The following is a 22,136-nucleotide window of genomic DNA, read 5'->3' on the forward strand; positions in this document are numbered from 1 at the left end:
TGATCCACCCCTGCTCCGATCTCGCGGCCGGGCCGAGTCCGTAACTTCGATGACGTCGTACTTCATCGTTCGCGCACGTCCTCGGAGGCCGTGATGTCAGGGTTCGCCCAAGCGCTGCTGATCCCCGCAGTCATAGCGCTCGTCGTCATACGCCAGATGAAGCCGCAGCGACTGGCCGACGCCCGGCGCTGGTGGCTGGTGCCCGCTGTGCTCGCGTATTGCGGCCTGCGGGAATCGGGCCTCATCGACCCGAGCCACCGGGCGGAGTCGCTCGCGCTGCTCAGTGGCGAGGTGCTCATAGGCCTCCTGATGGGCGTCGCCTGGGCCCGCACCAGCCATGTCTGGGCCGAGCAGGACGGGTCGGTCTGGAGCCGCGGCACCAAGGCCACAGCTGTGGTGTGGGTGGTCGGCATCGCCTCGCGGCTCGGGCTCATGGGCATAGGTCTGCTCATTGGCATCCACCAAGGCACTGGCGCGCTGCTCCTCGCCCTGGCGGCGTCCCTGCTGGTGCGCGCCGGCCTTCTGGAGCTGCGGGCCCACACGCTCCGCTCGGGCCCGGCACTCACCGGCGCCGTACGGTGACACGGTGGCCGCACCAAGGGGAAGGACCGGGCGTGACGCGTGACATCTGGACGCGATGGCCCGCGCGGGAGGCGCTCACTCAGGAGGAGCTGACACGGCCCCGCCGGTTGCTCACCTGGGTCGTGCGTGCGGTGTTCATCAGCATGCTGCTGTGGAGCACCTTCGCGCGACGGGAGATGCCTGGCTGGGGCCTCGCGCTGGCGTTGTTCGTGATCGTTCTCTGTGCGGGGGCGGCGGCGGTGTTCATCCACGTCACGCTGGAGCGGCGCATATGGCCGGCCCTGATGTCGTGGGGCGTGCTGCTGATGGCGGGCGTGGCGGCGCAGGGGACCGGGTTCGACACACCCGCGGCCGTGCTGTGGTGCGCCTGCGCGATGTTCGCGCTGGAGCGGCTGCCCCTTGCCGTGGGGGTGATCGGGGCGCTGACGTCACTGGGGGCGTTCGCTGCGGTGAATGAGGACCCTTGGCCCACCACGGCGGCTGTCACTGTGGGGCTCGGCCTCGCCGGGTATGTCCTGCGCATGGACGCCGAGGCACGGGGCAACGCGCAGCGGCTGCTCACCCAAGAGAGGGCCGCGCGGGCTGCGGAGGCGGAGTCGGCGGCTCTGGGAGAGCGCACCCGTATCGCCCGGGAGATCCACGACGTGCTGGCGCACAGCCTCTCCGCACAGCTGGTCCACCTGGAGGCGGCCCGGCTGTTGATCGAGCGTGACGCGGACCGGGAGCAAGTTCTGGGCCGGGTCGTGGCGGCGCGCGCGATGGCTGCCGAGGGGCTCGCCGAGACGCGGCAGGCGCTGTCGGCACTGCGTGGCGAGATGACACCCGTCGAGGACTTCCTGAGGGAGCTCGCCCGGACGGACGGTGCGGCGGTCGCGGTCACCGGGGAACGGCGGGCCCTCCCCGCGGAGGCTTCGCAGGCGGTGCGAAGGGTGGCGCAGGAGGCGATGACGAACGTACGGAAGCACGCGCCGGGAGCCAAGGTGACTGTGTGCTTCGCGTACGGAGAGGGGGAAGTCGCGCTGGATGTAACCGATTCGGGGGGAGCGCCGGGGGAATTCGCGGCATCGGGAGCCGGGTACGGTCTGCTGGGAATGCGTGAGCGTGCCGAGTTGCTCGGCGGCTCGCTGGAGACGGGGCCGGAGGACGAGGGCTTCGCCGTGAGGCTGAGGGTGCCGGGATGACAGGGGACGACGGGCGCCGCGACGGCGCTTCCGTGGCTGGTGCTGGTGCTGGTGCTGGTGCTGGTGCCGAGCTGGGCGCCGGGGCTGGATTCGGGGCACGGACAAGTGGTGGCTCTGGAATAGGCGTGGGTGCCGAGGCCGGGGCGGTGAGGTCGGCGGGCCAGGGAGGCGGGAGAGAGGACAAGGCGCCCGCGCGCGTGGTCGTCGTCGATGACCAGACCGTGGTGCGTGAGGGCATCGTGATGCTCCTGGGGCTGCTGCCCGGGGTCGAGGTCGTAGGGGCCGGGGGCGACGGCGAGGAGGCGGTGCGACTCGTGGGTGAGCTCTCGCCGGACGTGGTGCTGATGGATCTGCGCATGCCACGCTGCGACGGGGCGGAGGCCACCCGCCGGATCCGCGCCGAGTACCCGGGTACGCAGGTGGTGGTGCTCACCACGTATGCCGACGACGAGTCGCTGTTCCCCGCGCTCAAGGCCGGGGCGCGGGGCTATCTCACCAAGGATGCGGGTGGCGAGGAGATCGTGCGGGCCATCGAGGATGTGCTCTCGGGGCAGGCCGGTCTCTCGCCAGAGATCCAAAGACGGCTCCTGGAGCGGCTTTCGGAGCCGGAGCGGTCCGTGCGGCCGGTGGAGCCGCCGGACGGCCTGACGCTGCGGGAGACGGAGGTGGTCGCTCTGATCGCAGAGGGGCTGACCAACCAGGAGATCGCACGGGCGTTGCACGTCTCCACGGCCACCGTGAAGACCCACATCAACAATCTCTTCGCCAAGGCGGGCCTCAAGGACCGTGCGCAGGCGGTGCGTTACGCCTACCGGCACGGTCTCGCGCAGCTGCCGGGGAGTACCCGCAGGTGAGGATCACCGTCACCTGATGGGGTGAAGAGCGGGGAGAGAGGAGGGACGGATCTTCCCCTTCTGCCCATCCTTGGGCTCGCGGCCGAACATGGCTGCGGACAAGGAGAGTTCGGTGGACAAGGACGACGGCCGCGATGCCGGGCGTGACAGGCCCGGTGACCTGAAGGATCCGTGGTACGACGAGCTCGCAGCGGGTTGGGGCGAGCTGGACGGCACGGGCACGCCGACCCCCACGGGTCCCGCCACCGCGCCGCGGCGGCACGGGAGCGCGGCCGACATCTATCTGGAGGTGCAGGCGAGCGCGGCGTTCCAGGAAGTGCGCCGCCGCTACCGGAGGTTCGTCGTCCCGGGGGTGGCCGCCTTCTTCACCTGGTACCTGGCGTATGTCGTGGCGGCGACGACGGCGCCGGGGCTGATGGCGCGGCCGGTCGCCGGAGCGGTGAACGTGGCGATGCTGGCTGGGCTCGGACAGTTCCTGACGACGTTCCTGCTGACCTGGGCGTATGCCCGGCATGCCCGGCTGCGGCGGGACCGGGCGGCGCTTGATCTGCGCTGGGCCGTGTTCGAGCAGAACAGAGAGCGGGAGCTGAGGCAGGGGGCCGAGCGGTGAGCGGTGACCATCAGACGCTGGCGCTCGTGCTGTTCGGCGTGTTCGTGGCGATCACGCTGGCGATCACGACCTATGTGAGCCGTAACAGGCAGGGTTCGGCGGAGGAGTTCTACGCGGGCGGGCGGCTGTTCTCTCCCATGGAGAATGGTTTTGCCATCGCGGGGGACTACATGTCGGCTGCGTCGTTCCTCGGTATCTCCGGGTTGATCGCCCTGTACGGCTATGACGGGCTGCTCTACTCGGTGGGCTTTCTGGTCGCGTGGCTGGTCGTGCTGTTCCTGGTGGCGGAACTGGTGCGCAACTGCGGCAGGTTCACGCTCGCCGACGTCGTCGCGGCGCGGATGCGGGAGCGGCCGGTGCGCATCGCCGCGGGTACGTCCTCGGTGACGGTGTCCGTGCTCTATCTGGTGGCGCAGATGGTGGGTGCGGGCTCGTTGGTGGCGCTGCTGCTCGGGGAGACGGGTGATGCCGCCCGGACGTGGGTGGTGATCGGGGTCGGTGCGCTCATGGTCATCTATGTGTCGCTGGGAGGGATGCGGGCCACCACGTGGATCCAGATCGTCAAGGCGGTGCTGCTGATGGGTGGTGCGATCGCGCTGACGGTGCTGGTCCTGATGCGTTTCCACGGCGACTTCGATCAGTTGTTGCGTACGGCGGCCGACCGCAGCGGGCACGGAAGCGCGTTCCTGGCACCCGGGCTGAAGTACGGCGGGGACTGGACGGCCCGGCTGGACTTCATCAGCCTGGGGCTCGCCCTCGTGCTCGGCACCGCGGGGCTTCCGCACATCCTCTCGCGCTTCTACACCGTGCCCACCGCGCGAGCCGCCCGCCGTTCCGTCGTCTGGTCCATCGGCCTGATCGGCAGCTTCTACCTGATGACGATCGTGCTCGGGTTCGGGGCGGCGGCGGTCGTCGGCTCCGAAGCGGTCCGCGGGTCGAACGCGGCGGGCAACACGGCGGTGCCCCTGCTGGCGCTCGATCTGGGCGGGGGCGCGGATTCCACGGGAGGAACGGTTCTCTTCGCGGTGGTCGCCGCCGTGGCGTTCGCGACGATCCTCGCTGTGGTCGCGGGGATCACGCTCGCTTCCTCGGCGTCCGTGGCCCACGATCTGTACGCGTCCCTGCGGCGGCGGACCAAGCAGCGCAGCGAGGTGGCGGTGGCGCGCGTCGCCGCAGCCGGGATCGGGGCCGTCGCGATCGGGCTCGGCCTGCTCGCCCGGGATCTCAATGTGGCGTTCCTGGTGGGGCTGGCCTTCGCGGTCGCCGCGTCCGCGAATCTGCCGGTGCTGCTGTACTCGCTGTTCTGGCGGGAGTTCACCACGCGGGGCGCCGTGTGGTCGGTGTACGGCGGGCTGCTGCCCGCCCTGGTGATCGTGGTGCTGTCGCCGGTGGTGTCCGGGAGCCCGGACTCGCTGTTCCCGGGGGTCGACTTCCAGTACTTCCCGCTGGACAACCCGGGGCTCGTCTCGATCCCGCTGGGCTTCGTCGCGGGTTGGCTCGGGACGGTCACGTCGGCGGAGGGAGCGGACGAGGCCAAGCACGCGGAGACGGAGGTGCGTTCGCTGACCGGGGCGGGCGCCGTGTAGCCGGGCCTGCCCGAGGCGCGGGTCAGCGGCTGGACGCCCACTCGTAGCGGTGCTCGGGACGCCCCGTGTCGCCGTACTTCAGGCTCAGTCGCACCCGGCCGGTGCGCTCCAGGAGCTTCAGATAGCGCTGTGCGGTCTGGCGGCTGAGCCGGGTGCGTTCCCCCAGCTCCTGCGCGGAGAGCGGCCCCTCGGCGGCCATCAGGGCCCTGCGGACCAGCTCCGCGGTCGTGGGGGAGTGCCCCTTGGGCAGTTCGGGTGCCGGGGTCGCCGAGAGCGCACCGAAGATCCGGTCGACCTCGGCCTGTTCCGCCTCGCCGCCGCCGTCCAGGGTGCGGCGCAGCGTGGCGTACGCGTCGAGTTTCGTACGGAGCCCCGCGTACGAGAACGGTTTCACCAGGTACTGGAGCGCGCCGTGGCGCATCGCGGCCTGCACGGTGGTGACGTCACGGGCCGCCGTCACCATGATCACGTCGGTCTGGTGGCCGCGTTCGCGCAGCGTGCGCACCACGGCGAGGCCCGTCTCGTCCGGCAGATAGTGGTCGAGGAGCACCAGGTCGACGGGGACCTGTTCGACCAGGCGCAGCGCCTCGGCGGCGTTGTGGGCCCGGCCTGCGACGCGGAAGCCGGGCACTTTCTCCACGTAGGCGGCGTTGACGTCCGCGACCCGGACATCGTCGTCCACGACCAGTACCTCGATCATCGCGCTTCCTCCGTGGCGACCGGTGGGGTGACCGACCGGGGTTCCGTGGTGGCGGGGTCCCTGTCCATGGGCTGTGGCTCTGCAAGGCCTTCAGGGAGGACCACGGTGAACTCGGCGCCCCCGTCCGGTCCCGTGCCGACCCGTACGCTGCCGCCCTGGCGTTCGGCGAGCCTGCGGACCAGTGCGAGTCCGATGCCCCGTTGCCCGTGCGCGGGCGGCTCCTTCGTTGTCCACCCCTCCGTGAACACTGCCTCGCGCTGATCCTGCGGAACCCCGGGGCCTGTATCGCGTACCTGGAGGACAACGGTGCGTCCCTGTAGACCGTCAGTACGCAAAACGACCTCCACGCGTGCGTGCTGTGTGCCTGCTGCCGCGTCCAACGCGTTGTCCACGAGGTTCCCGACGATGGTCACGAGGCCGCCGGGGTCGACGAGCCGGTCGGGCAACGCGGTGTCTCCGGAGACGGCGAGTGCCACGCCGCGCTCCGTGGCCACGGTCGCCTTGCCGACGAGCAGGGCCGAGAGGAGCGGATCGTGGACCTTCTCGGTGATCTGCTCGGCCGTCACCCGGTGGGCGCCCGCCACCTCGCCGACGAACTCCGCGGCCTCCTCGTACATCTCAAGCTCCAGCAGGCCGAGCAGCGTGTGCATGCGGTTGGCGTGCTCGTGGTCCTGGGCGCGCAGGGCGTCGATGAGGCCGTGCGTGGAGTCGAGCTCCCGGCCCAGCTGCTCCAGCTCGGTGCGGTCGCGCAGGGTCGCGACGGCACCTCCGTCGTCCGTGGGCATGCGGTTGGCGACCAGGACGCGCTGGCCGCGTACGGTCAGTAGGTCGGTGCCCGTGACGCGCCCCGCGAGGACGTCCGTCGTACGGCCCGGTCCGAGCGCCTCGTCCAAGGGCCGGCCGATCACCTCTGTGCCGAGCCCGAGGAGCCGTTGCGCCTCGTCGTTGAGCAGTCGGACGCGTCCGCCGCGGTCGAGGGCGACGACGCCCTCGCGGATGCCGTGCAGCATCGCCTCGCGCTCCGCGAGCAGCGCCGAGATGTCGGAGAAGGCGAGGTCCCTGGTCTGGCGCTGCACGCGCCGGGAGATCAGGTAGGCGGCGAGCGCGCCCGCGGCGAGCGCCCCGCCCGCGTACGCGAAGAGGCTCGGGATCGTATGGATCAGACGGTCGCGGACGCTGTCGTACTCGATGCCTACGGAGACGGCGCCGACGATCTCGCCACCCGCCACCCGCAGGGGCACCTTCCCGCGCGCGGAGCGCCCCAGGGTGCCGTTGTCGATCTGCATGACGTCACGGCCGGCCAGCGCGTCGCTGGGGTCGGTCGAGACGACCTTGCCGATCTCGCCGGGGTCGGTGTGCGACCAGCGCACCCCCAGCTTGTTCATGATCACGACGTATTCGGCGCCGCTGGCCTCGCGGATGCGTTCGGCCGCCGCCTGGACGGGCCCGTCGGCCGCCGGACGCGTCGAGGTGAGGTCGCGGACGATCTGCGGCTGTGCCGCCGTCGTCTGCGCGATGGCGAGCGCGCGGCGCATGGCCTGGTCGTCGAGCTGCTTGCTGAGCGGCGCCAGGAACAGACCGGTGGCGAGCACCGTGACCCCGGCGGCGATCGCCAGCTGCATCAGCAGGACCTGCGAGAAGACGCGCCGCGGCAGGCCGAGGCGCAGTCGTCGGGCAGGAGGAGTCGGGCTCATGTGACGAACGGTACGGCGGCGGGCGGTCTTCTCTTAAGGGAGTGTGGCGTGGATCTCGTCAGCCCTCGCGTGGCTTCCCCGGAGGCCGCCGAGTAGCGCCCCTGGGGCCTGTCGGACTGCCTGTGCGCCCCCGCGCGCCCCTTGTGCGCCTAGGCGAGCGTTCCGAGCGCGGATGCGCCCCCGTCCCTGCCCGCGCCCCCGCGATCACCCCCGCTTCCGTCCGTGCTCTCGCCGTCGCGCCCGCCCTCGGCCCCGGTCGACCGGGACCCCGTGAGCTCGCGGACCGCCATCACGTCCATGCGTGCCGGTGACCCGAGGGCCGCGCCGCAGCTCTCCGGGCGCGGCGGCAGCGAGGCGCCCTGGGCGACGGTGACCAGCCAGTGCCGTCCGTCGGCATGGCCCACGGTGACCTCCCAGCGCGGGGCGTCACCTGTCGTCCGTACGACGCTCAGGACCCCCGCGCGGTCCTCGCCCACGGCCGTGCGCACCGCGAGCTCGGCAGCCTGCCCGGGGCGCTCCCAGGCGGAGTTGCCCCGGCAGCCCTCGGTGACAACACGTCCTTCGCGCACCGCTTGCAGGACGCCCTTGACGGCGTACGCCGCCGTCCGGCCGTACGCGTATCCGTACGGCAGCACCAACAGGGTGGGGGAGAAGCGGTGACCACCTAGATGAGTGACTTCCCAGACGCCTTCCTCGCCGGAGGCGGCGAGTTCGGCGGCGAGCGGGCGGCCGAGCAGGGCGCAGCAGCGGTCCCGCTTGCCGTTCGTGCACACGAGCGCGAGCGGGTCGCCACTGTGCGGACGGCCGAAGCCGCCGTGGTCGCCCGCGCCGAGCGACGCGAAGTCCAGGTCGAGCAACTGCCGCGGGTCGTCGATCACATGGGCGCGCAGCCAGGTGGCTCCGGGGGTGGTGTGCGCGATGAACACCCGGTGCCGCGCGGGTGTGTGACAGTCGGCGTGCCGCCCGGGGCGCCGGATGAGGGCGACCCGGACGCCCGTGGACTCGGCCGCCCGCTCCAGCGCGCGGCCGACCTCCGGGTCCAAGTGGCTTGATGTGAGCGCTTTGGCACCCCAGGGGCCGGGCTGTTCCAGGAGCAGCCACGTCTTGGCGGTGGCCGCGGTGCCCGTGAGGGGTTCGCTCAGGTCCCGCGATGCGGTTGCGCAGGTACTCACGGAGGTGAGCCTAACCTGAGGCCCCGGCCGGACTCACGTGTCCTGCTTGGTGGGCAACGGCTGTGGCGGGCGCTGTCCGACGTACTGGCCGACAGGACGCATGCGCATCGGCCGCTCTTCGTACTCCTCCAGGGCGTGCGCGATCCAGCCGGCCGTGCGGGCCACCGCGAAGACGGTCTCGCCCGCCTCCGCGGGCATGCCGGACGACACGGTGAGGACGGCGAGCGCGAGGTCGATGTTGGCGTGCAGGTCGGTGTGGCGGGCGGTGGTGGCCACCACGTCGCGCGCCGCCGCGAGGGCGGGGCCGGCCTTGGGCATCACTTCGAGCAGGCCGAACAGGGCCTGGGCACGCGGGTCCTCGCCCGCGTACAGGCGATGGCCGAGGCCGGGGACGCGGCGGCCCGCGCGCAGCTCGTCCGCGACGACCGGTGCCGCGGTGCCCCGGTCGAGCACCTCCAGGAGCATGCGGTGGGCGAGGCCGCTCGCCGCGCCGTGCAGGGGGCCCTCCAGGACGCCGAGGCCGGCCGACACCGCCGCGTACGGATGGGCGCGGGCGGACGCGGCCACGCGCACCGCCAGTGTGGACGCCGCGAGGTCGTGGTCGACGAGCAGCGCGAGGGCGGTGTCCAGGGCGTGGAGCGACGCGTCCTCGGGCTTGTGGCCGCTCAGCCGTCCCCACAGCCGCCCGGCGAGCGGGCCGCCGTCGCGGTGCGTGGTGAGGACGGGCGGGAGCGCGGCGACCATGGTGGGGATCAACGTGCGGGCCGTCCCGACGACCGCCTCCTCGGAGAGGTCGAAGCGGAGCGGGTCGGCGGCCGCCGCGGAGATGGCCGCCACGCGCAGGCGGTCCGTGGGGGCGCAGTGCGCGGGCAGGGCGCGTACGGCGAGTCGCGCGGCACCGGCGGGCTCGGGCGGTGCCGTGAAGTGGACGCCCGGGCGCAGGACGCCGGTCCACAGCCACTCGGCGACCTCTTCGTAGGAGTGGCGCAGGGCCAGCTCGGCCGCGTCGACGCCGCGGAAGTAGTAGCGGTCCTTGTCGATCAGCGTGATGCGGGTGCGGACGGAGAGTTCGTTGGCCGCGGTCGCGGCGGCAGGCTCGCGGCGGTTTCTGCGCGCGAGGGTCCGCACCTCCTTGGAGTCGAAGGTGCTGCCGCGCCCGCCGGGGCCGCGGCGGCTGGTGAGCTGGCCCCGGCTCACGTACGCGTACACGGTCTCGGGCTTCACGCCGAGCAGCTCCGCGGCCTCCTTGGTGCTGATCCGCCGACCTTCGTGTGCGAGTGCACCCGCTTCTTGATCCGTCATGGGCGTCACCGTATCTGCGTCCGGATAGCTGTACTTATACATTGATTCAATCAATATTGACAGGGATTGAGTCAAGCATGGACAGTCAAGTCAAGTCCAGGGAGGAAGTCGAGGAACACCATGCCGATCAATGGCTCCGCCGCCACCCCTACCGCACCCATCGAGGTCCCCCGCGGCCTCGCGGGCGTCGTCGTCACCGAGACTCAGCTCGGGGACGTCAGGGGATACGAGGGCTTCTACCACTACCGCCAGTACTCCGCCGTGGAGCTCGCGCAGACCCGCGGCTTCGAGGATGTCTGGCACCTGATGTTCCACGGAACGCTGCCCGACGCCGCGCGGCGGGCCGTTTTCGCCGAGCAGACCGCGGCCCTGCGGCACCTGCCGGACGAGGTGCGCGACGCCCTGCCCGCCATCGCCCGTGCCAGCGCGCTCTCCGGTCCGCTCTCCGGACTGCGTACCGCGCTCTCGCTCTTCGGTGCCTCGAAGGGCTTCCGGCCCGTGTACGACATCGACGGCGACCGGCGCCGCGCCGACGCGCTCGCCGCCTCCGCCGTGGTGCCGACCCTGCTCGCCGCGCTGTACCGCCTCGGCCAGGGGCTCGACCCCGTGGAGCCCCGTGACGACCTGTCGTACGCCGCCAACTACCTCTACATGATGACCGGTTCGGAGCCGGACGTGGCCCGGGCCCGGGCGGTCGAGCAATACTTGATCTCAACCATTGACCACGGCTTCAACGCGTCAACGTTCACGGCTCGCGTCATCACGTCGACGGGTGCGGACGTGGCAGCTTGCCTCGTCGGAGCCGTCGGCGCGCTGTCCGGTCCGCTGCACGGTGGTGCGCCCAGCCGCGCCCTGGACACGCTCGACGCGATCGGCACACCCGAGCGCATCGACTCCTGGATCCGGGAACGCGTGCTCGCGGGCGAGCGCATCATGGGCTTCGGACACCCCGTCTACCGCACGGAGGACCCGCGCTCCCGCATGCTCCGCGGCATCGCGCAGCAGTTCGGCGGCGAGCTCGTGGAGTTCGCGGTGGAGGTCGAACGGCAGGTCGAGGCCATCCTCGCGGAGCTCAAGCCGGGGCGCGAACTCCACACGAACGTGGAGTTCTACGCGGGCGTGGTCATGGAGCTGTGCGGGCTGCCGCGCGAGATGTTCACGCCGACGTTCGCGTCCGCGCGTGTGGTGGGCTGGAGCGCCAACATCCTGGAGCAGGCGCAGGACTCGAAAATCATCCGGCCCGCGGCCCGGTATGTGGGGGAGGAGCCGCCGGTGGCGGTGCCGCCGCTCGCCTGAGCCGCGCCGGGCGCCCGGCGGCCAGGCGTCGAGCGGGGCCTATGGCGCCCCCGGTCACGCCGCGGGCGGGGGCGCTCCGGCGCGCTGGTCGGCCAGGGCACGCTCGAAGACCCGGAACATGCGGCCCTCCGCGCTGTCGGCGGGCAGCTGGCTCTTGTGCGCGCGGGTGGCGTTCCAGTAGCGCAGGAAGGCGGGGCTGGACAGCAGGTTCGACGCGTAGACGACGAGGTCTTCCTCGGAGAAGGTGCCCCAGCTCAGCGCCAGGACGTAGTGATTGAACGTCAGGTTGGAGAACAGGTTCTGGCGCAGCTCGGTGGTCGACTCCCGGGGGAGGTCGTCCCAGACCTCGGCCAGGTCGGGGTTGTTCATGGCCATCTCGGTCAGTTGCACATGGAGGGACCGCATGTCGGCTTCGGCGCTGCGGTGCAACTCCGCTCGTGACGCCGACAGTTCCTCGCGCTGGTGTGCGAGCTCCTGGCGCTGCATGCGCAGCTCACGCTGTTGCAGGAGCAGGGTGGCGATGAGCAGCAGGAGAGCGAGGCCTGAGAAGACGGCGCTCACACCGCCGAAGTAGTCACCGATCTGACTTCGCTTCTCCGCCGTCCGGCTGTCGCCGTTGGCGGTCTCCACGCCCCGTATCAACAGACCGCTGACGACGATGGACGCCAGGCCCACGAGCGTGATGCCGACGGTGACGGCGGCGCTCCACAGGAAGGCGGTGCGCGCCGAACCCCACGCCGGTCGACTTGGCATCAGTCACCCCTGGGCGAGTCTTCCCAGGGGCGAGTACAGAAAACGGCGCCCGGGGTGCGGGCGCCGCAGGATGCTGGATCCGCCGACAGGCTATGCGTCGGGGATGTCGGCCTTGGCCCGGATGAGGGTTTCTCGGCTGATGACGACGATGCGTTCGTAGTCGGCGCGTGCCGCGTCGGCGGGAAGTCCGCTGTCGAGGACCGCGGTCATCTCGGTTCCGATCACGAGGAAATCGCCGTTGGACAGTTCGAAGATGTCCGGGCAGTTGGCGCCGGCGAGGCTGCCCCGCTCACGCGGAGCGGCGCCTATTCGACGGAGGATTTTGAGCACAGCGGAACTCCGTTGGGGCGTGGGGCGGGAAGAGCACGGGGGCGAGCGGAGGAGAGGCGCCGATGGTGAGGGATCACTCACGGGGAGGCGGCTCGGAAGCGGGTCGCCGGAGTCGGGCGTCGCGTCCTGCTCCTGGTGCCGATCAGGCGTCGGGGATGTCGGCCTTGGCCCGGATGAGGGTTTCTCGGCTGATGACGACGATGCCTTCGTAGTCGGCGCGTGCCGCGTCGGCGGGAAGTCCGCCGTCGAGAACCGTAGTCATCTCGGTCCCGATGACGGCGAAATCGCCGTTGCTGAGCTCGAAGATGTCGGGGCACGTCTGACCGGAGGCGCTGCCCCGCTCGCGGGGGGAGGCGCCGATGCGGCGCAGGATGTACAAGGGGAACCTGGTCCTTGAGTGATCGGGGATGAGTGTGATGGCACATCAGAGATGAGCGCGATGACACATTAGCCCCGAATGTCTATCTATGGGAGCTGTTGGGCACCCAACTGGATATGCCTCAAGGGTGGTTGCGCTCCTGTTGCTCCCCGGGCGGATGTCCCACCACCCACCATTCGTCGGTGTCGGCCTCCAGGAGGTCCCGCGCCAGTTCGTCCATGAGGCGGCCCACCTCCGCTTCCTCGGACGAACGGCGCAGGCTGGCGCGGTGGTGGCGGGTGATCTCCCAGTACTCGCGGAAGATCGGGTTCTGGCATATCACCCGAAGGTGTCCGTAGAGCTCTCCCAGGCTCATGGCCCCGGTCCGGTACGCGTGGAGCGCGTTCGTGTAGAGGGCGTTGGCGAACAAGAACTGGCGGTGCCTGTCCGCCGGTACCTCGCTGTCGTACGTGTCCAGGACGGCGGCCAGCGTCTCGTCCTCCAGGGCCTTGCAGAGCAGGGCGAAGTGCAGGCGGTGCTGCTCGGCCAGGGCCATGTGCCTGCGGAGCCGCGCGGCCGCGAGGGTCAGCGCTCCGGTCGTGATCGCGAGGCCCGCCATCGCGGCCGGTCCGATCTCCCGTATCCAGTATTTCTGTGTGGCCATGTCAACCCCCGAATCAGGCGACCGTCCGCCGGTCTTCGGGCGTGGGGCGGCAGGGCGGACCGGCGAGCGATGGGCGGCGCTTGCCGTCTCCCAGGGTGCCGAGCGGCTCTGATCGGCCGGGAGGCGGAGAGGAGGCGCACGGAAGCACGGCAGGAATCCGATGTCTGACATCCCTGCGCCGTGCCCAATGTGTGCCCCGTCGGCGCCGCACGGAATCGTTCGCCTACCGGCACGTCTACGCGCACATATCCTGGAGTGGTGTTCAAATGCCGTACGTGCTCGTCGCCTGCGAGGTGTACGCGTCTTGAGCGAATTGATCGACCTTGATGTGTGTTGATGCGAGGGGCCACACGTGCGTGAGCAGCAGATTCCAGTCGTCGTCCTCACGGGATTCCTGGGATCGGGCAAGACGACACTCTTGAACCATCTGCTGCACCGCAGCGGAGGCAGTCGCATCGGCGCGATCGTCAACGACTTCGGCTCCATCGAGATCGACGCCATGGCCGTCGCGGGCCAGCTCGGCGACTCCACCGTGTCCCTCGGCAACGGGTGTCTGTGCTGCGCCGTCGACGCCAGCGAGCTCGATGTGTATCTGGAGCGGCTCGCCCGGCCCTCGTCCCGCATCGACGTCATCGTCATCGAGGCGAGCGGGCTCGCCGAGCCGCAGGAGCTGGTGCGCATGGTGCTGGCCAGCGAGAACCCGCACATCGTGTACGGCGGTCTCGTGCAGGTCGTGGACGCCGCCGAGTTCGACGCCACCAGGCAGCGGCACCCCGAGGTCGACCGGCATCTGAAGATCGCCGACCTCGTCGTGGTCAACAAGGCCGACCGGGTGCCGACGGGGGAGCGCGACCGCGTCCTCGACGAGGTGCGCCGTCACACCGACCGGGCCGCCGTCGTCGCCGCCACGTACGGGCGCGTGGACGTCGAGCTCCTCCTGGACCGCAAGCCGGTGGGCGAGCGCGTCGGACAGCTCTCCTTCGACGACCTGCACGACCACGGCGAGGACCCGTACGCGGACGGCGGTCCCCGGGAGGCCGACGGCGGCCCGGAGACGGGCGAGGAGTGCCACTGCGGCGACCCCGGCCACCTCGCCTCGTACGGCGACCCCGGCAACGCCGCCCCGCACGGCGACCCCAGCAACCCCGCCTCGCACGGCGACGTCGGCCGTGCCTCTTCGCGCGGCGGCTGTGGTCACACCCATCTGCACAGCGCCTACGAGAGCCTCGCCTTCACCTCCGAAGCGCCCATGAACCCCCGCCGCCTCATGGCCTTCCTCGACAGCAGGCCGGAAGGGCTCTACCGCATCAAGGGGTACGTCGACTTCGGCGCCGCCGACGCGCGCAACCGGTACGCGGTGCACTCCGTGGGACGGTTCCTGCGCTACTACCCCGAGCCGTGGGAGTCCGGCGAGAAGCGCCTCACACAGCTCGTCCTCATCGGCTCCGGCATCGACGTACCGGAGCTGCACACCCAGCTGACGCTGTGCCGGGAGAACGACGAGGACGCCCCGCACGCGGATGAGTTCGGCATGTGGGGCGTCCTGCGGTACGTCCAGGAGCCGGGAGCGGAGGAGACGCCCGGGGCCGAGGGCGGGAGCGGGTCCGGAACCGGGGCCGGGCCGGAAGCCGATACCGCCTCCTCCGATGCCACCGCCGGTGTCGATCTCGACGGTGACGTGGATGGCGACGCCGAGCCGGACGCCGGTCCCGACCCCTACTCGGACCTGGACTACTCAGACCGCAACTACTCAGACCGCAACTACTCGGACCTCGACTTCGGCTCCGACGCCGATGACGTCGACGACCTCGGCGCTGACGACCACGATGGCCCCGGCTCCGCAGCCGACCCCGGCCCCGGGACCGGCCCCGCCACGGGAACCGGCCCCGGCCGCTGACTACACCGGCCCCGCCACCGCGGCCACCGGCTTGGCCAGTGAGACGCCGGAGCCGTCCCGGCGCGGGTCGGGCTCCGGAAGCTCCGTCGGGATGCCCGTGCGCTGTGCCGCGCGCGGCGGCGTCGGGCCCGCCCAGGCGAAGCTCAGGCAGTCCTCGCCCTTCAGCAAGCGCTGGCAGCGCACGCCGCCCGTCGCGCGGCCCTTGCGCGGGTACTGGTCGAACGGCGTCAGCTTCGCCGTCGTCTGCACGGAGTCGTCGAGCGTGCCGCGCGAACCCGCGACCGTGAACACCACGGCGTCCACCGCCGGATCGACCGCCGTGAAGGAGATGACCTTCGCGCCCTGTGCGAGCTTGATGCCCGCCATGCCGCCCGCCGGGCGTCCCTGCGGACGCACCTGCCCCGCCGGATAGCGCAACAACTGGGCGTCGTCCGTGATGAAGACCAGGTCCTCCTCGCCCGTGCGCAACTCGATCGCGCCGACGATGCGGTCACCGTCCTTGAGGGTGATGACCTCCAGCTCGTCCTTGTTCGCCGGATAGTCGGGCACCACGCGCTTGACCACGCCCTGTTCCGTACCGAGCGCCAGGCCCGGGGAGGACTCGTCGAGCGTCATCAGGCAGATCAGCTTCTCGTCCGTCTCCAGGGAGAGGAGCTCGGCGACCGGGGCGCCTCCGGAGAGGTTGGGCGCGGACGCCGTGTCCGGGAGCTGCGGCAGATCGACCACGGAGAGCCTCAACAGACGCCCCTCGGACGTCACCGCGCCCACCTCGCCGCGCGCGGTCGCCGGGACCGCCGAGACGATCACGTCGTGCTTGACGCGCTTGCCGTCGCTCTCCGAGAAGGGCTCGCCGTTGGCCGTGCGGGCCAGCAGACCCGTCGAGGACAGCAGGACCCGGCACGGGTCGTCCGCGACCTGGAGGGACACCGTGGGGGCCGGGGCGCCCGCGGACTCCAGGAGCACCGTGCGCCGCTCCGTACCGAACTTCTTCGACACGGCCGCCAGTTCGGCGGAGACCAGCTTGCGCAGCTCAGCGTCCGACTCCAGGATGCGGGTCAGCTCGTCGATCTCCGCGTTCAGCTTGTCGCGCTCGGACTCCAGCTCGATGCGGTCGTACTTGGTGAGGCGGCGCAGCGGGGTGTCCAGGATGTACTGCGTCTGGACCTCGGTCAGGGAGAAGCGCTCCATCAGGCGCTCCTTGGCCTGCGCGCTGTTGTCGCTGGAGCGGATGAGGCGGATGACCTCGTCGATGTCCAGGAGGGCGATGAGCAGGCCCTCCACCAGGTGCAGCCGGTCGCGCTTCTTGCCGCGGCGGAACTCGCTGCGGCGGCGCACCACGTCGAAGCGGTGGTCGAGATAGACCTCCAGGAGCTCCTTGAGGCCGAGCGTGAGGGGCTGGCCGTCCACCAGCGCCACGTTGTTGATGCCGAAGGACTCCTCCATCGGCGTCAGCTTGTACAGCTGCTCCAGGACGGCCTCCGGGACGAAGCCGTTCTTGATCTCGATGACCAGGCGCAGGCCGTGCGCGCGGTCGGTGAGGTCCTTGACGTCCGCGATGCCCTGGAGCTTCTTGGACCCCACCAGGTCCTTGATCTTGGAGATGACCTTCTCCGGGCCGACGCTGAACGGCAGCTCCGTGACGACCAGGCCCTTGCGGCGCGCGGTCACGGCCTCCACAGCGACCGTCGCACGCATCTTGAAGGTGCCGCGCCCCGTTTCGTACGCGTCCCGGATGCCGGACAGGCCGACGATCCGGCCGCCGGTGGGCAGGTCGGGGCCCGGGATGTGCTTCATGAGCGTCTCGAGGTCGGCGCCCGGGTACTTGATCAGGTGCCGGGCGGCCGCGATGACCTCGCTCAGATTGTGCGGCGGCATGTTCGTCGCCATGCCGACGGCGATGCCGGACGAGCCGTTCACCAGAAGGTTCGGATACGCCGCCGGGAGGGCTACCGGCTCCTTCTCCTGGCCGTCGTAGTTCGGCGTGAAGTCGACCGTGTCCTCTTCGATCGACTCCGTCATGAGGGACGTGGCGTCCGCCATGCGGCATTCCGTGTACCGCATCGCGGCGGGCGGGTCGTCGTTCCCCAGCGAGCCGAAGTTCCCGTGGCCGTCGACCATGGGCAGGCGCATGGAGAACGGCTGGGCCATGCGGACCAGCGCGTCGTAGATGGACGCGTCGCCGTGCGGGTGCAGCTTGCCCATGACCTCGCCGACGACGCGGGCACACTTCACATAGCCGCGCTCCGGGCGCAGGCCCATCTCGTTCATCTGATAGACGATGCGGCGCTGCACCGGCTTCATGCCGTCGCGGGCGTCGGGCAGGGCGCGGGAGTAGATGACCGAGTAGGCGTACTCGAGGAAGGAGCCCTGCATCTCGTCGACGACGTCGATGTCGAGGATCTTCTCCTCGAACGAGTCGTCGGGCGGTGGGGTCTTCGTGCTGCGGCGGGCCATCGCTGCTGCGGCTCCTTCACCAACAAGTGCGGGATCTGACGCCGACCATTGTGGACCGTCCCACTGACAACCCCGACCACGACCCGGGCCCACCCGCGCGGCGACCAGGCGGTCGGCGGCGTGGCGCGGGCACGACACGGCCGCGCGGCGCCCCCGTTCCGCGCGACGAACCGGCGTGGAGCCGGGGGCGGAACCAGGCGGAGCCGGGGGGCGGAACCGGGCAGGGCCGGGGGCGGAACCCGACAGCACCGCGGGCGGAACCGGGCGGCGCCGGGGCCCGCGGCGGCCCCCGGCGCCCCCGCACCCGCCCACGCGCGCCCCACCGCGATCACGCCCACGGCGAACACCGACGACCCGGAGCGCGGAACGGGAACTTCGCCAGGGGTCTGCGGGCTTGCATACAGTGGCAGGACCGGCAAAAGCTATTGAGGATTCAGCGATCGAAGGGACGTACATGCCCATGGGTCACACGGCCACAGCCGCGGCAGGCTCCGGCGGTCTGGCAGCGACCGAGCACCGGCTGGCCAACGGCCTGCGCGTGGTGCTATCCGAGGACCACCTGACCCCGGTCGCCGCGGTGTGCCTCTGGTACGACGTGGGCTCGCGCCACGAAGTCAAGGGGCGCACCGGTCTGGCTCACCTCTTCGAGCACCTGATGTTCCAGGGCTCCCAGCAGGTGCACGGCAACGGTCACTTCGAACTGGTGCAGGGCGCCGGCGGCTCGCTGAACGGCACCACCAGCTTCGAGCGCACGAACTACTTCGAGACCATGCCCGCGCACCAGCTGGAGCTCGCCCTGTGGCTGGAGGCGGACCGGATGGGCTCCCTCCTGTCGGCACTCGACGAGGAGTCCATGGAGAACCAGCGCGACGTGGTGAAGAACGAACGCCGCCAGCGCTACGACAACGTCCCCTACGGCACGGCCTTCGAGAAGCTCACCGCCCTGTCGTACCCGGAGGGCCACCCCTACCACCACACCCCGATCGGCTCGATGGCCGACCTGGACGCGGCCACCCTCGACGACGCCCGGAACTTCTTCCGCACGTACTACGCGCCGAACAACGCGGTCCTGTCCGTGGTCGGCGACATCGACCCGGAGCAGACGCTCGCCTGGGTCGAGAAGTACTTCGGCTCCATCCCCGGGCACGACGGCAAGCAGCCGCCGCGCGACGGCTCGCTGCCCGAGCGCATCGGCGAGGAGCTGCGCGAGGTCGTCGAGGAGGACGTCCCGGCCCGCGCCCTGATGGCCGCCTACCGCCTGCCCCAGGATGGCACGCGCGCGTGCGACGCGGCCGACCTGGCCCTGACGGTGCTCGGCAGCGGCGAGTCCTCGCGGCTCTACAACCGCCTGGTGCGCCGTGACCGCACCGCGGTGACCGCCGGGTTCGGCCTGCTGAGGCTCGCCGGGGCGCCCTCGCTCGGTTGGCTCGACGTGAAGACCTCCGGCGACGTCGAGGTCCCCGTCATCGAGGCCGCCGTCGACGAGGAGCTCGCCCGGTTCGCCGAGGAGGGCCCGACCCCGGAGGAAATGGAGCGGGCCCAGGCCCAGTTGGAGCGCGAGTGGCTCGACCGTCTCGGCACGGTCGCGGGCCGCGCGGACGAACTGTGCCGGTTCGCCGTCCTCTTCGGTGACCCGCAGCTCGCCCTCACCGCCGTCCAGCGCGTCCTCGACATCACCGCGGCCGAGGTCCAGGAGGTCGCCAAGGCGCGCCTGCGCCCCGACAACCGCGCGGTCCTGGTGTACGAGCCGGTGGCCGCCGCGGAGGACGCCGACGGCACGGCCGTCGAGACCCAGCAGGAAGCCGCCGAGACCCAGCAGGAAGAGGAGGCGGCGAAGTGAGCGAGGCTGAGACGTCCGTGAAGATGCAGTTCCACCCGCAGCCCCAGGCGGGCACGGCCAAGCCCTGGGCCTTCCCGGCCCCCGAGCGCGGCGCCCTGGCCAATGGCCTGACGGTGCTGCGCTGCCACCGCCCCGGCCAGCAGCTCGTGGCCGTCGAGGTCCACCTCGACGCGCCCCTGGACGCCGAGCCGCAGGGCCTGGACGGCGTGTCCACGATCATGGCGCGGGCGTTCTCCGAAGGCACCGACAAGCACTCCGCCGAGGAGTTCGCCGCCGAGCTGGACCGCTGCGGCGCCACGCTGGACGCGCACGCCGACCACCCCGGCGTCCGGCTCTCCCTCGAAGTGCCCGTCTCCCGCCTGGCGAAGGGCCTGGGTCTGCTGGCCGACGCGCTGCGCGCGCCCGCCTTCGAGGACAGCGAGATCGAGCGCCTCGTCCGCAACCGCCTGGACGAGATCCCGCACGAGGCCGCCAACCCCGCGCGCCGCGCCGCCAAGGAGCTGGCCAAGCAGCTCTTCCCGGCCACCTCGCGCATGTCGCGCCCGCGCCAGGGAACCGAGGAGACGGTCACCGCCATCGACTCCGCGGCCGTACGCGCCTTCTACGAGAAGCACGTGCGCCCCGCCGCGGCCACCGCCGTCGTGGTCGGCGACCTCACGGGCACGGACCTCGACGCCGTCCTCACCGACACCCTCGGCGCCTGGACGGGCGGGTCGGCGGAGCCGCACGCCATGTCCCAGGTGTCGGCCGACGACACCGGCCGCGTCGTCATCGTGGACCGCCCCGGCGCCGTCCAGACGCAGCTCCTCATCGGCCGCGTGGGCGCGGACCGGCACGACATCGTCTGGCCGGCGCAGGTCCTCGGGACGTACTGCCTGGGCGGCACCCTCACCTCGCGCCTGGACCGCGTCCTGCGCGAGGAGAAGGGGTACACGTACGGCGTGCGCGCCTTCAGCCAGGTGCTGCGCTCCGCGGCGCCGCGGTCCCCGGAGGGCGCCCCGGGCGTCGCCATGCTGGCCATCAGCGGCTCCGTGGACACGCCGAACACGGGCCCGGCGCTCGACGACCTGTGGAAGGTCCTGCGCACCCTCGCCGCCGAGGGCCTCACGGACGCCGAGCGCGACGTGGCCGTGCAGAACCTGGTGGGGGTGGCCCCGCTGAAGTACGAGACGGCCGCCGCCGTCGCCGCGACGCTCGCCGACCAGGTGGAGCAGGAGCTGCCGGACGACTTCCAGGCGAGCCTGTACCGGCAGTTGGCCGGGACAGGCACGGTGGAGGCCACCGCGGCCGTCGTGAGCGCGTTCCCGAGCGACCGTCTGGTGACGGTGCTCGTCGGTGACGCCGCACAGATCGAGGAGCCCGTCAGGGCCCTCGGCATCGGCGAAGTGACGGTCGTCACCGGCTGATTGCCCCGCACCCATAGGGGTGGGACAAACCGGCGCGAACGCCGTGTAACTCAAGGGACCCCGGAGGCTCAGGAAGCCTCCGGGGTCCCTGCATGCTGCCATATGTCCGAATTGACATGGAGGTTGGGCGTCTGCCGTGTGGCGTGCGCTACAAAAGGCAGGATCCGTTTGTCGATTGAAAGATGAGGCGTTTAGCGTCAGTGCGGCTGTACGTCACGCAGTACGCCGCGCCCGCGGCACCGGACAGTCATCGCCGAGTCCCCGTACGGCGTGAGCCAGGGGAGCCGGGGACCCACACGTCCCCTGGGGTGAATCGGTCCCCTTGCCGCGAGGCGAGGAGTCCGTAGGAGACCTTCCTGCTCCGAACCCGTCAGCTAACCCGGTAGGCGAGAAGGAAGGAAAGGACCAGCCGCTTCATGGCGCTCATCCGCCCGACCGGCAAGCACCGCCGTCCGAGCCGCATCACACGCACCACTGCCAGCGCCGCGGGCGTCGCCGCCCTCACCACCACCGGTGTGATCTCGGGCCTGGCCGCTCCGGCCCTCGCCGCCGACGGCTCCGCGGACCACGCGAGCACCGGCCTCACGCAGGCCATCGCCATCAACGACACGCTGGCCGACGAGATCGACGCCCAGGCCGCCGCCCAGAAGCAGGCGGCCAACGACGCCGCCGCCCAGAAGAAGGCGGAAGAGGCGGCGCGGCAGAAGGCCGCCGAGCAGAAGCGCAAGGCCGAGGCCGCCGCGAAGGAGAAGGCCAAGAAGGAAGCCGAGGCCAAGGCGGCGAAGGAGGCCAAGGAGCGGGCCCGCGAGCGCGCCGCCCGTGACGCCGAGCGCAAGCGCCTGAACGCCTACGTCGCCCCGGTCGCCGGCTCCTACGTCTCCACCTCCTACAAGGCCGGCGGCGGCATGTGGTCCTCCGGCAGCCACACCGGCATCGACTTCCACGCAGCGTCCGGCACCTCGGTGCAGGCGGTCGGCGCGGGCACCGTCGTCGAGGCGGGCTGGGGCGGCGCCTACGGCAACAACATCGTGATCAAGATGAACGACGGCACGTACACCCAGTACGGCCACCTGTCGTCCATCAGCGTCACGGTCGGCCAGGCCGTCACCCCCGGCCAGCAGATCGGCCTCTCCGGCTCCACCGGCAACTCCTCCGGGCCGCACCTGCACTTCGAGGCCCGTACCGGCGCCGAGTACGGCTCGGACATCGACCCGATCGCGTACCTGCGCTCCCACGGCGTGGGCGTCTGACGCATCGACGGCGCGCGCCCCGCGCCCGCGCACGTCCCGAAAGCCCCGGCTCACCGAGCCGGGGCTTTCGGCATCGGGGCACGGCCCGGCCCTAAGCGCCCACGACCGGTAAGCGCGCCGCCGCGCACACCTTTGGCCAAAAGATATCCATGGATTCCGGTGCCCCATCGGAAAATGCGGCCATCTGCAATAGAGTCCGTCGTGGCA

At 71.2% G+C, this 22,136-nt stretch carries 19 protein-coding genes and 1 riboswitch; of the genes, 10 read left to right on the top strand and 9 right to left on the bottom strand.

All coding sequences use genetic code 11. The annotated features are described in order from the left end of the window. Positions 1–93 precede the first annotated feature (93 nt). The 5 genes from MQV74_RS30105 (at position 94) to MQV74_RS30125 (ending at position 4,813) form a co-directional block, all read left to right on the top strand. On the top strand, positions 94–582 hold the full coding sequence (locus tag MQV74_RS30105; protein ID WP_242724654.1) for a CcdC protein domain-containing protein: 489 nt from the start codon (positions 94–96) through the stop codon (positions 580–582). A gap of 32 nt (positions 583–614) precedes the next feature. After that, positions 615–1,763 (top strand): sensor histidine kinase, encoded by a 1,149-nt coding sequence (locus MQV74_RS30110; RefSeq protein WP_242724656.1) that lies wholly within the window; start codon positions 615–617, stop codon positions 1,761–1,763. A 146-nt stretch (positions 1,764–1,909) separates the two neighbouring features. Further along, positions 1,910–2,617, top strand: a complete 708-nt coding sequence (locus MQV74_RS30115; RefSeq protein ID WP_374120804.1) for a response regulator — start codon at positions 1,910–1,912, stop codon at positions 2,615–2,617. Between the two features lie 112 nt (positions 2,618–2,729). Next, on the top strand, positions 2,730–3,227 hold the full coding sequence (locus tag MQV74_RS30120) for a DUF485 domain-containing protein (RefSeq protein WP_242724663.1): 498 nt from the start codon (positions 2,730–2,732) through the stop codon (positions 3,225–3,227). Further along, on the top strand, positions 3,224–4,813 hold the full coding sequence (locus MQV74_RS30125) for a solute symporter family protein (RefSeq protein WP_242724665.1): 1,590 nt from the start codon (positions 3,224–3,226) through the stop codon (positions 4,811–4,813). The genes MQV74_RS30120 and MQV74_RS30125 overlap by 4 nt, the downstream gene beginning before the upstream one ends. A gap of 22 nt (positions 4,814–4,835) precedes the next feature. Here MQV74_RS30125 and MQV74_RS30130 read toward each other — a convergent pair whose 3' ends face one another. From MQV74_RS30130 to MQV74_RS30145, 4 genes are all read right to left on the bottom strand, one after another. Next, positions 4,836–5,513 carry a response regulator gene (locus MQV74_RS30130; RefSeq protein ID WP_242724667.1) on the bottom strand — a complete coding sequence of 226 codons (678 nt, stop codon included), beginning with the start codon at positions 5,511–5,513 and terminating at the stop codon, positions 4,836–4,838. After that, positions 5,510–7,207: a sensor histidine kinase gene (locus MQV74_RS30135; RefSeq protein ID WP_242724669.1), complete on the bottom strand. Its 1,698-nt coding sequence runs from the start codon at positions 7,205–7,207 to the stop codon at positions 5,510–5,512. The genes MQV74_RS30130 and MQV74_RS30135 overlap by 4 nt, the downstream gene beginning before the upstream one ends. Positions 7,208–7,356: 149 nt before the next feature. Continuing rightward, positions 7,357–8,379 (bottom strand): sucrase ferredoxin, encoded by a 1,023-nt coding sequence (locus tag MQV74_RS30140; RefSeq protein ID WP_242724671.1) that lies wholly within the window; start codon positions 8,377–8,379, stop codon positions 7,357–7,359. A 33-nt stretch (positions 8,380–8,412) separates the two neighbouring features. Then, positions 8,413–9,681, bottom strand: coding sequence for a citrate synthase (locus MQV74_RS30145; RefSeq protein ID WP_242724673.1), 1,269 nt, complete (start codon positions 9,679–9,681; stop codon positions 8,413–8,415). Between the two features lie 120 nt (positions 9,682–9,801). Between MQV74_RS30145 and MQV74_RS30150 the strand changes: the two genes are divergently transcribed. After that, positions 9,802–10,977, top strand: a complete 1,176-nt coding sequence (locus MQV74_RS30150; protein WP_242724675.1) for a citrate synthase/methylcitrate synthase — start codon at positions 9,802–9,804, stop codon at positions 10,975–10,977. Between the two features lie 54 nt (positions 10,978–11,031). On the opposite strand, the gene MQV74_RS30155 is transcribed toward MQV74_RS30150, so the two are convergent. The 4 genes from MQV74_RS30155 to MQV74_RS30170 form a co-directional block, all read right to left on the bottom strand. Next, positions 11,032–11,730: a DUF6082 family protein gene (locus MQV74_RS30155; RefSeq protein ID WP_242724677.1), complete on the bottom strand. Its 699-nt coding sequence runs from the start codon at positions 11,728–11,730 to the stop codon at positions 11,032–11,034. Positions 11,731–11,820: 90 nt separating this feature from the next. Continuing rightward, positions 11,821–12,060 (bottom strand): hypothetical protein, encoded by a 240-nt coding sequence (locus MQV74_RS30160; protein WP_242724679.1) that lies wholly within the window; start codon positions 12,058–12,060, stop codon positions 11,821–11,823. Positions 12,061–12,202: 142 nt separating this feature from the next. Next, on the bottom strand, positions 12,203–12,439 hold the full coding sequence (locus MQV74_RS30165; protein ID WP_242724682.1) for a hypothetical protein: 237 nt from the start codon (positions 12,437–12,439) through the stop codon (positions 12,203–12,205). A gap of 121 nt (positions 12,440–12,560) precedes the next feature. Continuing rightward, positions 12,561–13,082 carry a DUF6082 family protein gene (locus MQV74_RS30170; protein ID WP_242724689.1) on the bottom strand — a complete coding sequence of 174 codons (522 nt, stop codon included), beginning with the start codon at positions 13,080–13,082 and terminating at the stop codon, positions 12,561–12,563. A gap of 352 nt (positions 13,083–13,434) precedes the next feature. On the opposite strand from MQV74_RS30170, the gene MQV74_RS30175 reads away from it, so the two are divergent. Then, positions 13,435–14,979: a CobW family GTP-binding protein gene (locus MQV74_RS30175; protein WP_242724691.1), complete on the top strand. Its 1,545-nt coding sequence runs from the start codon at positions 13,435–13,437 to the stop codon at positions 14,977–14,979. Here the strand turns inward: MQV74_RS30175 and MQV74_RS30180 are convergent, their stop codons facing one another. Further along, complete coding sequence (locus MQV74_RS30180; RefSeq protein WP_242724693.1) at positions 14,980–17,433, bottom strand: DNA gyrase/topoisomerase IV subunit A; 2,454 nt, start codon at positions 17,431–17,433, stop codon at positions 14,980–14,982. A 454-nt stretch (positions 17,434–17,887) separates the two neighbouring features. Between MQV74_RS30180 and MQV74_RS30185 the strand changes: the two genes are divergently transcribed. From MQV74_RS30185 to MQV74_RS30195, 3 genes are all read left to right on the top strand, one after another. Continuing rightward, the gene (locus MQV74_RS30185) at positions 17,888–19,273 is read left to right on the top strand and encodes a M16 family metallopeptidase (protein ID WP_242724695.1); all 1,386 of its coding nucleotides are present in this window, start codon (positions 17,888–17,890) and stop codon (positions 19,271–19,273) included. A gap of 23 nt (positions 19,274–19,296) precedes the next feature. Next, positions 19,297–20,679, top strand: a complete 1,383-nt coding sequence (locus MQV74_RS30190; RefSeq protein WP_242729234.1) for a M16 family metallopeptidase — start codon at positions 19,297–19,299, stop codon at positions 20,677–20,679. Between the two features lie 241 nt (positions 20,680–20,920). Continuing rightward, a riboswitch (cyclic di-AMP (ydaO/yuaA leader) is annotated at positions 20,921–21,082 on the top strand. A 13-nt stretch (positions 21,083–21,095) separates the two neighbouring features. Next, on the top strand, positions 21,096–21,929 hold the full coding sequence (locus tag MQV74_RS30195; RefSeq protein WP_242724697.1) for a M23 family metallopeptidase: 834 nt from the start codon (positions 21,096–21,098) through the stop codon (positions 21,927–21,929). Positions 21,930–22,136: the final 207 nt, after the last annotated feature.

The sequence above is a fragment of the Streptomyces sp. AN091965 genome, from assembly GCF_022698285.1.
Classification (GTDB): Bacteria; Actinomycetota; Actinomycetes; order Streptomycetales; family Streptomycetaceae; genus Streptomyces.